This window comes from Pararoseomonas baculiformis, assembly GCF_017813395.1.
Taxonomy (GTDB): Bacteria; Pseudomonadota; Alphaproteobacteria; order Acetobacterales; family Acetobacteraceae; genus Roseomonas; species Roseomonas baculiformis.
Genome location: NZ_JAGIZB010000006.1, coordinates 249,071 through 261,150, shown reverse-complemented (window position 1 = coordinate 261,150; position 12,080 = coordinate 249,071). Strand labels below are relative to the sequence as shown.

At 71.2% G+C, this 12,080-nt stretch carries 13 protein-coding genes; 3 read left to right on the top strand and 10 right to left on the bottom strand.

Annotation, left to right across the window (positions count from 1 at the left end; all coding sequences use genetic code 11):
- The 5 genes from J8J14_RS08645 to J8J14_RS08625 all read right to left on the bottom strand — a co-directional run.
- A partial coding sequence (locus J8J14_RS08645; protein ID WP_245215567.1) for an enoyl-CoA hydratase-related protein occupies positions 1–247 on the bottom strand: 247 nt, incomplete at its 3' end.
- Between the two features lie 107 nt (positions 248–354).
- Positions 355–765 carry a GIY-YIG nuclease family protein gene (locus tag J8J14_RS08640; RefSeq protein WP_209379065.1) on the bottom strand — a complete coding sequence of 137 codons (411 nt, stop codon included), beginning with the start codon at positions 763–765 and terminating at the stop codon, positions 355–357.
- Positions 766–1,022: 257 nt separating this feature from the next.
- Complete coding sequence (locus J8J14_RS08635; RefSeq protein ID WP_209379064.1) at positions 1,023–1,952, bottom strand: hypothetical protein; 930 nt, start codon at positions 1,950–1,952, stop codon at positions 1,023–1,025.
- Between the two features lie 5 nt (positions 1,953–1,957).
- Positions 1,958–3,226, bottom strand: a complete 1,269-nt coding sequence (gene purD, locus J8J14_RS08630) for a phosphoribosylamine--glycine ligase (protein WP_209379063.1) — start codon at positions 3,224–3,226, stop codon at positions 1,958–1,960.
- Between the two features lie 56 nt (positions 3,227–3,282).
- On the bottom strand, positions 3,283–4,461 hold the full coding sequence (locus tag J8J14_RS08625) for a sensor histidine kinase (protein ID WP_209379062.1): 1,179 nt from the start codon (positions 4,459–4,461) through the stop codon (positions 3,283–3,285).
- Between the two features lie 107 nt (positions 4,462–4,568).
- Between J8J14_RS08625 and xseA the strand changes: the two genes are divergently transcribed.
- Both xseA and J8J14_RS08615 read left to right on the top strand, forming a co-directional pair.
- On the top strand, positions 4,569–6,155 hold the full coding sequence (xseA, locus tag J8J14_RS08620; protein ID WP_209379091.1) for an exodeoxyribonuclease VII large subunit: 1,587 nt from the start codon (positions 4,569–4,571) through the stop codon (positions 6,153–6,155).
- A 42-nt stretch (positions 6,156–6,197) separates the two neighbouring features.
- Positions 6,198–7,010, top strand: coding sequence for a M23 family metallopeptidase (locus J8J14_RS08615; protein ID WP_245215565.1), 813 nt, complete (start codon positions 6,198–6,200; stop codon positions 7,008–7,010).
- Here the strand turns inward: J8J14_RS08615 and J8J14_RS08610 are convergent, their stop codons facing one another.
- The 5 genes from J8J14_RS08610 to J8J14_RS08590 form a co-directional block, all read right to left on the bottom strand.
- The gene (locus tag J8J14_RS08610; RefSeq protein ID WP_209379061.1) at positions 7,011–7,214 is read right to left on the bottom strand and encodes a hypothetical protein; all 204 of its coding nucleotides are present in this window, start codon (positions 7,212–7,214) and stop codon (positions 7,011–7,013) included. It abuts the gene before it with no gap.
- A 648-nt stretch (positions 7,215–7,862) separates the two neighbouring features.
- Entirely contained in the window at positions 7,863–8,564 is a 702-nt protein-coding gene (locus J8J14_RS08605; protein ID WP_209379060.1) for an ATP-binding cassette domain-containing protein, read from the bottom strand.
- Positions 8,564–9,778, bottom strand: coding sequence for an ABC transporter permease DevC (gene devC / locus J8J14_RS08600; RefSeq protein ID WP_209379059.1), 1,215 nt, complete (start codon positions 9,776–9,778; stop codon positions 8,564–8,566). Before devC ends, J8J14_RS08605 begins: the two co-directional genes overlap by 1 nt.
- Before the next feature lie 5 nt (positions 9,779–9,783).
- Complete coding sequence (locus tag J8J14_RS08595; RefSeq protein ID WP_209379058.1) at positions 9,784–10,815, bottom strand: HlyD family efflux transporter periplasmic adaptor subunit; 1,032 nt, start codon at positions 10,813–10,815, stop codon at positions 9,784–9,786.
- Positions 10,812–11,387, bottom strand: a complete 576-nt coding sequence (locus J8J14_RS08590; protein ID WP_209379057.1) for a TetR/AcrR family transcriptional regulator — start codon at positions 11,385–11,387, stop codon at positions 10,812–10,814. The genes J8J14_RS08595 and J8J14_RS08590 overlap by 4 nt, the downstream gene beginning before the upstream one ends.
- Before the next feature lie 216 nt (positions 11,388–11,603).
- On the opposite strand from J8J14_RS08590, the gene J8J14_RS08585 reads away from it, so the two are divergent.
- Complete coding sequence (locus tag J8J14_RS08585) at positions 11,604–12,074, top strand: (2Fe-2S)-binding protein (RefSeq protein WP_209379056.1); 471 nt, start codon at positions 11,604–11,606, stop codon at positions 12,072–12,074.
- Positions 12,075–12,080: the final 6 nt, after the last annotated feature.

Below are 12,080 nucleotides of genomic sequence, written 5' to 3'. Positions count from 1 at the left end.
TCACCTCCGACAGGCCAGGCGGGACAGGCGGCTTGCCGAACTCGCTGATGTCCGCCCCCGCAATGAAGGTCCGGCCCTCCGACCCGATCACCACCGCCCGCACCGAAGCATCAGCCCCGGCCAACTCCACAGCCCGCAACAACCCAACGCGAACACCAGAACTCAACGCATTCACAGGCGGGTTCGAAATGGTGATGACCGCCAGGCCGTTCTCGTGAACCGACGTGACCGGAGCTTCTGAAGCCATGCCTTGGCGACCCCCATTCCCCCTATTTTCGCACTGCGAAAATATGTTTTGTGCTTTCCATCCTTGCTAAACGGGGAGTCCGAGGCAGGTCAAGCGACAGCAGTATCTCAGCCTGAACTCGCCCTCATGCGCGCCGACCGGATTCGGTTGCCGTAGGGCCAAATGCCTGTTGCGTCGCGGAATGCCTCCAGCATGAGCCGTTCCGCCTCCGCATAGACCTCCGCCCGCGCCCAATGGACGACCCTCTGCCCATCGAGTTTCAGGATCTCCTGCCCGCCACGATGGGGTGAGGAGGCACCATATCGGTGCCGGTAAAACTGACGCAGGCGGCGGGACAGAGATTTCGCCCGTCCGATATAGACGACGGGTTGCCCGTCGCGCGGCGCGGGATCTGCTGTGATGATGTAGACGCCTGGTCCGCGCTCCTGGACGAGCTGACCCCACCCGACTTCGCTACAGGGCGCCAAACCGGCTTGAGCGAACAGCCAGCCAGGCGTGACTGCCGCGATGCCGCTCACGCCGTCTCCGGCTGACGCGGCCTGTAAGCTCCGCGCTTGGCCGCGCCTGCTTCCAGCAAATCCTTGCCTTCAAAGAAGTAGGAGACGACGGTCATACACGTTTCCATGTCTGCCACTCATGCATAGCAAGTAGTCCATCAGTTCGGCTACGAGAGCTCAGATTTCAGACTGAGATACCATCGAGGCGACAGCGTAGCGCCCGCGCCGCATCGCGGGCCAAGTCACCAGGCAAAGCCTGCTCGGAATCAGCGCAGCGACTAGAACGGCAGTCCCATGGCCCCACGCCCCGGCGGCAGGTCCGTCACCCCTGCGGCACGCGGGCTCCACCACCATCCCCCGCCGGGGCCGACGATCACGCCGGCATGGAAGCGTGGCGCGGAGACGTAGCGCGCTTCGCCCGCCAGGATCGCCGCCCCGCGTGGCGTGACGGCATAGGGCGGATCGCGCGAGATCAGCCGGCGCGTTCCCGTGGAAAGCCGCGCCAGCAGGTCGCGCAGGATCAGGTCCGTCACATGGAAGACCGTGTCGGCTTCGCGGATCCGCGCGAGCAGCGCCGCTTCGGTGCGGACACCTTCCGCCACACCCTGCATCACCATCCGCTCCGTCAACCCCAGCCCGTCCGTCACCCAGGGCAGGTCCTGCAGGTGGCGCCGCATGGCGCGGGCTAGATGGGGCAGCGGCAGCGCGCGGCGCGTCAACCGGTCCAGCGCGGTCGGGTCCGGATCGGCGAAGGCGCGCCAGGCCTCCGCGCCGGCCTCCACGGCGGACCAGGGCAGGGGTTCCGGCATCAGCGCCTCCAGCTCCTCCTGCGGCAGCAGCGGGAAGGGCCGCACGCCGTCGGCTGGCATCAGGAAGATGCGCCCGGCCAGGGCCGGCCAATCCGCGAGAAGCGAGAGCAGGCGGATCAGCACCGCCTGGTCCCAAAGGTCATGCTCGAACCACAGCAGGATGCGGTCGAAACCCGCCAGCCCGCGCAGCGCCTCGTACTCCGCCGCCAGCCGCGCCCGCACGGCGGCCACGCCGCCCCCGTAATGCGCCGCCACGAAGCCCGCGCGGCGGGAGACATACTCGGCGGGAAACTCGCCATGCACCGGCCCCTGGCAGACCGGATCGGCGAGGCAGAAATATTCCCCGGGCACCCGCCCCCGCAGGTCGTCGCCGCAGCGGATGGAGGCGGTGCCCGGCATGCGTTTCAGAGTGCCCGGTGCGCGATGTCCCGCCGGCAGAAGCCGCCGGGCCAGTCCAGCGCATCCACCGCCGCATAGGCGGCATCCCGCGCGGCGCGCAGATCCGGGGCCGTGGCGGCGATGCCCAGCACACGCCCACCGGAAGCGACCACCGCGCCATCCGCGCCGCGCGCCGTTCCGGCATGGAACACGCGCGCGCCCGGCACGGCCGCCGCCTTCTCCAGCCCGCCGATCGGCTCGCCCTTCCGCACCGCGCCCGGATAGCCGCGCGCGGCCACCACCACCACCAGCGCCGGGTCATCCGACCATTCCAGCGCCACGCCCGAGAGATCGCCGCGCGCCGAGGCCAGCAGCGCCGGCAGCAGGTCGCTCTTCAGCCGCATCATCAGGACCTGGCACTCCGGATCGCCGAAGCGCACGTTGAACTCGATCACGCGCGGCCCCGTGGCCGTCAGCATCAGCCCGACGAAGAGCACGCCGCGGAAGGGCGCGCCGCGCCTGTTCATCTCCGCCAGCACCGGATCCACCACGCGGGCCATCACCTCGTGCCGCATGGCGTCGGTGAAGGCGGGCGGCGGGGAATAGGCGCCCATGCCGCCGGTGTTGGGGCCGGTGTCCCCATCACCCACGCGCTTATGGTCCTGCGCGGCGGCGAGCGGGACGGCGCGCGTGCCGTCGCACAGGGCGAAGAAGGAAGCCTCCTCGCCCATCATGCATTCCTCGATCACCACGCTCGCGCCGGCCTCGCCGTGCACGCGGCTTTCCATGATGTCGGCGATCGCGGCCTCCGCCTGTTCCAGCGTCTCGGCCACCACCACGCCCTTGCCGGCCGCCAGCCCATCCGCCTTCACCACGATGGGCGCGCCCTGGGCACGCAGATAGGCACGGGCGGCCTGCGGATCGTCGAAGCGCTTCCAGGCGGCCGTGGGCGCCCCCGCGGCGTCCAGCACCTCCTTCGTGAAGGACTTGGAACCCTCCAGCATCGCGGCGGCCCTGCGCGGGCCGAAGCAGGGAATGCCCACCTCCTCACACGCATCGGCCAGGCCCAGGGTCAGCGGCGCCTCGGGGCCCGCCACCACCAGCTCCACCCCGTTCTCCCGGGCGAAGCGCAGCAGCCCGGCCACGTCCTCCGCCCCGATCGCCACGCATTCCGCATGGGCCGCGATGCCGGGATTGCCCGGCGCGCACCAGAGCTTCGTCAGGAGCGGGCTCTCCGAGATCCGCCATGCCAGCGCATGCTCGCGCCCACCGCCGCCGACCAGCAGAACCTTCATGCGTGCCCGATCCCCAACTGCCGCCGGGCGCCTTATGCCCCGGAAAGGGCCGCCCGTCAGGTCACCAGGGGGAAGAACACGCAGAAGCCGGCCCCGCATTCCTGCTCCGGCTGCTCCAGCCGCCCGCCCACCTGGCGCACCAGCCGCCGCACCAGCTCCGTGCCCGAGCTGCCCGGGCGGGGCGGGCCCATGCCTACGCCGTCATCGCGGACGCAGAGCCGGGCCTCGGCGCCCGGGGGGGCTTCGAACTCCACGCGGATCACCCCGTTCCGCCCATCGGGGAAAGCGTGCTTCAGCGCGTTCGTCACCAGCTCGTTCACGATCAGCCCCAGCGGCACGGCGCTGGAATGGGGCATCTCCACCGGCTGCAACGTGGTCTCGATCGCCACCCCTTCGCGCCGGGCGGAGAGGTTGCCGCACAGCGCCTGCAGGTATTCCGCCAGGTCGATCAGCCCCGCCCCGCGCTCCAGGTTCAGCTGGTCATGCGCGACTCCGATCGCGGCCACGCGGTCCAGCACATGGCCGAAGACCCGGCGCGCCTCGGCATCCGGCAGCCGCCGCCGCTGCATCACGAGGAGGGAGAGGATCAGCTGCAGGTCGTTCTTCGCCCGGTGCTGCAGCTCCCCGCGCAGCGTCCGCTCCTGCGCCAGCTGGCGGGCCGCATCGGCGGCCACGTCGGCCACCTCGCGCGTGCCACCCCGGAAGGCGAGGGCCAGGCCCAGCGTGTTCGCCATGGCCGAGAGGAAATGCACGTCGTCCGGCCCGAAATGGCGGGGCACATGGCTGTCCACCTCCAGCACGCCCCAGACATTGCCATCCATTTGGATGGGAACATTGAGCGCGGAGACGATCCCGTGATCGCGCAGCACGGTGGAATAGCGGAACTCCGGGTCGTTCGGCAGGTCGTCGATGATGTTGGGCTGCGTCGTGCGCAGCGCCTGCCCGGGCAGGGATGCGAGATCGGTGCCGAGGCTCACATGCCCCACCACCCCCGGCTTCCACCCCACCCCGGCCACGATCAGCAGGTCGCCCAGTTCCGGCCGGTAGCGCAGCGCCTTGCTGTGCCCGATCCCGATCCCGCGCGCGGCCTGCACGCAGGCCAGCTGCAGCAACCGCTCCGCATCCGTCGCCTCGGCCGCCATGCGCCCGAAATCGTTCAGGATCTCGCCATAACGCCGCAGCCGCGCCAGCTGCGCCTCCACCGGCTCGTCCCTCGATATCCGGGCATCATCCATCAAGACCGGTACACTCCGCTGTTGCAGGGGCGAAAAGTCCCGACACGGGCGCAAGGTTTCGGGAGCGCCGCATGGCGCGCGCGGGCGTGAGGCGGCATAATGCGGGCATGGACGGCACCAGCGACGGCAGCCGGGGCAACATCCCGGAATACAGCGTTTCGGAAATTTCCGGCGCGGTGAAGCGCACGCTGGAAAGCGCCTTCGGCCGCATCCGCGTGCGCGGCGAGATCTGCGAGTTCAAGACCTACCCCTCCGGCCACTCCTACCTGTCGATGAAGGATGAGGCGGGCACCATCCGTGCCATCATCTGGCGCGGCGCGCTCTCTAAACTCTCCGTGAAGCCGGAGAATGGCGTCGAGGTGATCGCGACCGGCAAGATCACCGCCTCCGACAAGCGTTCCGACTATGCGCTGCAGATCGAGAAGCTGGAATATGCCGGGGAAGGCGCGCTGCTCGCGCGGATCGAGAAGCTGCGCCAGCGTCTGGGCGCCGAAGGCCTGTTCGACGAGGCCCGCAAGCGCCCCCTGCCCTTCCTCCCCGAGGTGATCGGCGTCATCACCTCCGAAAAAGGCGCGGTGCTGCACGACATCCGCACCACCCTCGCCCGCCGCTTCCCGCGCCGCGTGCTGCTCATCCCCGTGGCGGTGCAGGGGCAGGGCGCGGCGGAGCAGGTGGCGGCGGCGATCGCCACCATGGGCAGCCTCTCGCCGCTGGGCCGCATCCCGCGCCCGGATGTCGTCATCGTCGCGCGCGGCGGCGGCAGCCTCGAGGACCTGATGGCCTTCAACGAGGAGATCGTCGTCCGCGCCGCCGCCAGCTCCCCCATCCCCCTGATCTCCGCCGTCGGGCATGAGACGGACACGACGCTGATCGACTTCGCATCGGACCGCCGCGCCCCCACCCCCACCGCCGCCGCCGAACTGGCCGTTCCCTCACGCGAGGAACTGTCCGCCGCCCTGCAGCAGCGCGGCACGCGCCTGGCCCGCGCCGGGCATTCCGTGCTGGACCGCGGGCGCCTCCGCCTGGCCCGCGCCGCCTCGGGCCTGCCGGACCTGCCCGCCCTCATCGCTGCGGGCCGCAACCGGCTGGAGGATCGCGGCCACCGGCTGCAGCTCGCGCCGCGCGCCCTCATCGCCACCAAGCGCCGCGGGCTGGAAACCGCCGCCTCGCGCCTGCCACGGCCACAGGAAGCGATCGCCGCCCGCCGCGCCGCGCTGAACCTGCTGCAGCTTCGCGCCGCGGGGGCCACGCGCACCGTGCTCGACCGGCAGTCCCGCGCCCTCGCGCGCCTGCCCGATCCGGCGCCCTTCCTCCGTGGCCGCCTGCGCGAGGGACGCGCCGCCTTCCTGCGCAGCGCCGAGCGCCTGGATTCCGCCGCCGCGCACCGCCTGGATGAGCGCGGCGCCGCCCTGGGACGCATCCCCGACCCCACGCCGCTGATCGCCGCCCGCCTGCGCGAATCCCGCGCGGCGCTGCACGGCCTCGGCGCGCGGCTGGAAGGCGCCTCCTATCAGGCGCTGCTGGAACGCGGCTTTGCCCTGGTGCGGGACAGCGCCGGCCAGCCCGTCACCGCCGCGGCGGATGTGGCCGTGGGGCAGAGGCTCACCCTGCAATTCGCCGATGGCAGCGTGAACGTGACCGATGACCGCGCGAGGCGGCGCGGCAAGGCGGATGCGCAGGGATCGCTGCTGTAGGAAAACAGCGCGACCTTCCCCGCCGGTTCTGCTGGAGCACGGATGATCCCCCTGACCCCTATCCTGTCACGCCGCGCCGCGCTGGCCCTGCCCGCGCTGCTGCTCGCCAAGCCCGCCGCCGCGCTGGTTCTGCCGGAGCGCATCACCCAGGGCGCGCTCGTCACGGGCCGCGCCGATCCGGGCAGCCGCGTGGCCTTCGAGGGGCGCGAGATCCGCGTCTCGCCGAATGGCTTCTTCGTCTTCGGACTGGGCCGCGACGCCACCCAGGCCAGCCTGGCCGTCGCGGCGCCCGGCGGCGGGCGCATGGAGCGCCGTATCGATGTGATCCCGCGCGAATGGGACGTGCAGCACCTGCAGGGCCTTCCGCCGCGCATGGTCACGCCCGATGCCCAGGCCATGGAGCGCATCCGCGCCGAGCAGCAGCGGCTGAACGCCGCACGCCGCACGGACACGGCCATCCCCCATTTCGCCGATGGCTTCGAATGGCCCGCGCGCGGGCGCATCAGCGGGGTGTATGGCAGCCAGCGCATCCTGAACGGCCAGCCCCGCGCGCCGCATCTCGGCCTCGATGTCGCGGTTCCCGTCGGCACGCCGCTGGTCGCCGCAGCCTCGGGGCGCGTCACCCTCGCCGACGATCTCTACTTCACGGGGCAGACCATGCTGATCGAGCATGGCCACGGCGTGACCACGCTCTACGCCCATATGTCCCGGCTGGACCTGCAGGAGGGCGACACGGTGTCGCGCGGGCAGGTCATCGGCGCCTCCGGCGCCACGGGCCGCGTCACTGGCCCGCATCTCCATCTCGGCCTGTTCTGGCTCTCGACCTCGGTCGATCCCCGGCCCGTTCTTCCCTGATCAGGCCGCGGCCGGCCGAAGGCTGGCCATGGCCATGGGCGCAGGCAGGGAGGCCGGCATCGCCGGCATCATCTGCGAGCCGGCCGGCAACGTCAGCAGCCCCATCCGGGACTCCTGGCGCTGCTTCTCAGCAGCCATGGTCTGGGCACCGCGCAGCAGCACCCGCGGCGGAAAATAGTCGCGGCCGGGAAGCGGAACGCGCATGAATTGTTACTCCGAATTCAGGACCTTAAAGCACAGGCCGCGCGGGAAAATGTTGCCCGGCGCGCCAGCCTGCAAGGCGGTGTGCCGTGACAAGACGGTGAAGAACTTCGCCCCCTTGCCGGGGCCCGGAACGCGGTGCCGAAGAGTGCGTTGCAGCAATTCCAGCAACATTCCTTTTCAGCCGGGCTCGCGTTGCGGCTCCGATACGATAGAGCCGCGCAAAGCTATGGTTCCCGCACCGACCGAGTCCTGCATCGCAGTCCGGACCGCCTGGGCGGCGGGCATATGCCCGCGGAGCCGGGAGTATGTTTTATCGCAGGTGATTCACAACGGATCGTGAAGGTCGCGGCCGGGTTTCAGGCGGTGTGGCGCCCGCTCTGGGCTGCCGGTTCCCGGAGAGGGCTCTGCCCTCTCCGGACCTCACCCGCCAAGGGCCTGAGGCCCTTGGATCCCCGTCTGGCTGCCGCGGATACGGTGCAACACGGGGTTTCCTGTTCCCCATCCTGCCCTTGCAGTCGCCTCCGGTCATGGACCGGAGGCGCACCACCAGCCCAGCCGCTCCAACTGATAGAAAAAGATGATGGTGAGGGGTCCGGGGAGAGGAAGAATTCCTTCTTCCTCTCCCCGGGACAATCCGCCCTGGAAGGATCAGCCCAGCACCGCCTGCGCGGAGCCATCCCCCACCACGCGCCCGTCCTCCATCGCCACGATCCGGTCGGCCACGTCCAGGATGCGCGGGTCGTGTGTAACCAGCAGGATTGCGGTCCCGCGGGAGCGGGCGAGGTCGCGCAGCAGGTGCACCACTTCCTGTCCGCTGGCCTTGTCCAGCGCGGCCGTCGGTTCGTCGGCCAGGATCAGCCCGGGGCGGGCCACCAGTGCACGCGCCACGGCCACGCGCTGCCGCTGCCCGCCCGAAAGCTGTCCGGGGCGCTTTTCCGTATGCTCCGCCAGCCCCACGGCGCCGAGCAGCGCCCCCGCCCGCTCCAGCCGCTGTGCCTCGCCCGTGCCGCCATCCATTTCCAGCGCCATGGCCACGTTCTGGCGCGCGGTAAGGAAGCCCAGCAGGTTGTGGTTCTGGAAGATGAAGCCGATGCGCCGCCGCAGCGCCACGCGCTCCGCCTCCCGCGCGCCGGCCAGCTCATGTCCCAGTACGCGGCAGGATCCCTGCTGCAGCCCGCGCAGGGCGCCGACCAGCGTCAGCAGCGTGGTCTTGCCGCTGCCGGAGGGGCCGGTGAGGATGACGATCTCGCCGGGCGCCACGCGCAGCTCCACATCCCGCAGCACCTCCCGCCGCAGCGCGCCTTCCCCATAGGCATAGGTGACGTCGCGGATCTCGACCGGGTTCTCCATCAGAACATGTCCGCCGGATCGGCATCGCGCAGCTTGCGCACGGCCAGCAGCCCCGCCGCCGCGCACATGGCGAAGATCATCGCGAACACGGTAAGCGCGCGGTCGGCACCCAGGGAGAGCGGGAGGAAGGTTGCCTCCGCCACCACGCTGTAGAGCAGCGCGGAGGCGATGGTGCCCGGCACGAAGCCCAGCACGGCCAGGATCCCCGCCGCCCCCAGCACCACGCGCGACAGGTGCCCGTTGGAATAGCCCATCGCCTTCAGCGTGGCGTATTCCTTCAGGTGCCCCGCGATGTCGCTGAACAGGATCTGGTAGACGATCACCATTCCCACGATCAGCCCCATCAGGCTGCCGAAGGAGAAGATGAAGCCGATCGGTGTCGCTTCCTCCCAGTAGCGCAGCTCATGTCGCCGCAATTCCTCCTGGGTCAGCACGGCCACGTCGGGCGGCATGATGGCGCGCAGCGCCGCCTGCGCCGCCAGCAGGTCCGCGCCGGGCTTCAGCCGGATTGCGGCCAGGTCCACCAGCGCCTGCGGCCTTTCCCGCACCGCGCGGCGGAAGTTCACCTCGGACAGCACGGCGTTGCCATCGGCGCCGAAGGAGCTGCCCAGTTCCACCATGCCGACCACGCGCATCTCGCGGTTGCCGATCTGTACGGGGAAAGGCCCCTGCCCGGCGAAGATCTGCGCCACCGGCCCGAATTCGGGCCGGGACCGCGTATCGAAGGCGATGGTGTCCGGCTGCTTCAGCGCTTCCCGCATCGCGGAGAGCCCGGGCAGGTCCAGCACGCCCGCCTCGGCGTCGAAGCCGATCAGCTGGATCATGCGCCGCTTTCCCGTCTCCGGGTTCCGGAAGCTGGCCTGCGCCAGATACACCGGCACGGCCGCCTGCACCGCCTCCACGCCCAGGGCCTGCGAGACGCGCACGCGCGGAATCGTCTCCGGCCGGAAGGAGGCGAGGGTCATCGGGCTCATCAGGAACAGGTCCGCCCTCATCGCGGAGATCAGCGTCGTCGCGCTCTCGAACAGCGCCGCGCGGAAGCCCAGCTGCATGAAGACCAGCACGCAGGCGAACATCACCCCCGCGATGGCCGAAGCCAGCCGTGCCCGCTCCGAGCGCAGCTGCCGCCAGGCCAGCCGCAGCGCCAGCCAGGATCCCGTCAGGAAACCCGGCTGCGGAACCGCGCCGCGCAGCGCGGGCCGGATGTCGTTCATGGCGTTCACGGGCGGATGGCCACCTGCACCTGCATGCCGGAACGGCGCATCAACGCCTGGCGCGCGGCCTCGTCCAGGGTCAGCCGCACCTCCACGGTGCGCGCATCCACGGCCGCCACGGGGTCGGTGCCCGCCTGGGTCGTGCGCCGCACCAGCCAGCCGATCTCCCGCACCACGGCGTGGTGGCGCGTGCCTTCCCCGGGCACCAGCACCTCGGCGGCCATGCCCTCGCGCAGGCGGGGCAGGTCCGTCTCATAGACATCCGCCACCACGTCCATGCGGGAGAGGTCGCCCATCTCCAGCACGCCATCGGCGCCCACGGCCTCGCCCACGCGCGCGATCACGCGCAGGACGGTACCATCCGTCGGGGCGCGCAGCCGGGCCAGGTCCGCATCCACCCGCGCCCGGGCCAGCGCGGCCTCGGCCGCGGCCATATCGGCCTGCGCCCGCGCCACATCCTCCCGCCGGGGGTTCCGCAGCGTCTCCAGCTCCGCTTCCGCAGTCGCCCGCTCCGCCGCGCGCTGCGAGGCCAGGAAGCGGTTCCGCTCCGCCTGGGCCGCCGCCCCCGCACCCGAGGAAACCAGGGATTCCGAACGCACGGCATCGCGCCGCGCCGTTTCCTCAGCGGCCCGGGCCGCCGCCACCCGCGCTTCCGCCGCCGCCCGCTCGCTGGGGCTGCCGCCGCGCCGCGTGCGCTCCAGCGTCGCGCTTGCCTGGGCCAGGCGCGCGGCCGCCTCCGCCACCGCTGCATCGCGCTGCGCGGCATCGGCGAACTCGGCCAGCACCTGGCCAGCCTTCACCGCATCACCCTCGGACACCAGCAGGCGGTCCAGCCGCGCGCCCATGCTCAGCCCGGGGGCCGCGAGGCGCAGGATTCGCCCGGCGGGCTCCACCCGGCCCAGCGCGCCAACCCCTGCCGGCGCAGCGGCCACGGCGGGGGGCGCCACGGGCGCGGGCGCGAAGGGCCCCAGCCCAGCCGCCCAGGCGCCGATGCCGGCGGCCAGCACGGCCGCTCCCAACCAGGCCCAGCGCTTCACGACCCGCCCTCCAGCAGGCCGTGCAGCGTGGCCCGCAGGGCGGCCAGTTCCGCCGCATTCGGCTCGTAGAGGCGGAACAGACGGGCCATGAACAGCCCGTCCCCGGCCAGCATCACCGCCCAGGCCACGCCCGGCGCCGTGCCATCCAGCGCCACCTCCGCCCGCACCTGGGCGAAGAACTCCCGGATCGGGTCGATCAGCGCGGGATCATGGTGAAAGGCGGCCAGGAGCACCGCCGCGGCCCGGGCATGCGCCTCGGAAATGTCGGGCTGGTCGAAGGTGAAGGCCAGGCAGGCGCGCAGCGCACGGTGCGGCCCCTCCGGCTGCGCCGCGACGATCGCGCGGAAATCCGCCTCGATCCCCTGGGCCAGCCGCCGCATCAGGGCGACCAGAAGGGCTTCCTTGGACGCGAAATGGTAGAGCAGCCCGCCTTTGGAGACCCCGGCTTCCCGCGCCGCCCCTTCCAGCGTGAGGGCCGGGACGCCGCGCGCGCGGATAATCGCCTCGGCGGCATCGAGCACGCGGGTCCGCAGGTCGGGACGATCAGGGCTGGGAGGGGCATCGGGCGGCATGCCCTTCAACTATACCGTCCGGACGGTTTTTTCCAGACCGTCCGGACGGTCTGGTCCGCTCCGCGGAACTGTTCCGCCCGGAAGGCTGGTCGCTGCCACCCCGCCGCCCCGCAATCCGCCGAAGGGCAAAACCGCGGGCCATGCTCAGTCGTTAGGCCCAATGCAGCGCAGCTTCGCCCGGCCATTCCCATGGGCCCGGGTGCCGGAGGATTACCCATGGCCAGTTCGGTGCCGCTACACGTCAACGGGCAGGCCACGACGGTCGAGATAGATGACCCGGACATGCCGCTGCTCTACGCGCTGCGGAACAATCTGGGCCTGCACGGTCCCCGCTTTGGCTGCGGCCTGGGCCAGTGCGGCACCTGCACCGTTCATATCGACGGCGAGGCGGCCCGCTCCTGCATCACGCCCATCTCCTCCATCGGGCCGGACCAGAGGATCGTCACCCTTGAGGGGCTCGGCTCTCCGGAAAGCCCGCACAAGGTCCAGAAGGCCTTCATGGACGAGCAGGCCGTGCAATGCGGCTACTGCATCAACGGCATGATCATGCAGGCCGCCGCCCTTCTCGCCCGCACGCCCAAGCCGAGCGAGGAGGACATCCGGAACGAGCTGGCCAACAACATCTGCCGCTGCGGCACGCATGCCCGCATCCTCCGCGCCGTGAAGCGCGCGGCGGATGCGGCATAGCCGGGG

What these genes read in the sequence shown, in the direction of transcription:
- J8J14_RS08635 (WP_209379064.1), bottom strand. Translation starts at nt 1,952, where the DNA reads ATGCCGGGCACCGCCTCCATCCGCTGCGGCGACGACCTGCGGGGGCGG.
- purD (WP_209379063.1), bottom strand. Translation starts at nt 3,226, where the DNA reads ATGAAGGTTCTGCTGGTCGGCGGCGGTGGGCGCGAGCATGCGCTGGCA.
- J8J14_RS08625 (WP_209379062.1), bottom strand. Translation starts at nt 4,461, where the DNA reads ATGGATGATGCCCGGATATCGAGGGACGAGCCGGTGGAGGCGCAGCTG.
- xseA (WP_209379091.1), top strand. Translation starts at nt 4,569, where the DNA reads ATGGACGGCACCAGCGACGGCAGCCGGGGCAACATCCCGGAATACAGC.
- J8J14_RS08615 (WP_245215565.1), top strand. Translation starts at nt 6,198, where the DNA reads ATGATCCCCCTGACCCCTATCCTGTCACGCCGCGCCGCGCTGGCCCTG.
- J8J14_RS08610 (WP_209379061.1), bottom strand. Translation starts at nt 7,214, where the DNA reads ATGCGCGTTCCGCTTCCCGGCCGCGACTATTTTCCGCCGCGGGTGCTG.
- J8J14_RS08605 (WP_209379060.1), bottom strand. Translation starts at nt 8,564, where the DNA reads ATGGAGAACCCGGTCGAGATCCGCGACGTCACCTATGCCTATGGGGAA.
- devC (WP_209379059.1), bottom strand. Translation starts at nt 9,778, where the DNA reads ATGAACGACATCCGGCCCGCGCTGCGCGGCGCGGTTCCGCAGCCGGGT.
- J8J14_RS08590 (WP_209379057.1), bottom strand. Translation starts at nt 11,387, where the DNA reads ATGCCGCCCGATGCCCCTCCCAGCCCTGATCGTCCCGACCTGCGGACC.
- J8J14_RS08585 (WP_209379056.1), top strand. Translation starts at nt 11,604, where the DNA reads ATGGCCAGTTCGGTGCCGCTACACGTCAACGGGCAGGCCACGACGGTC.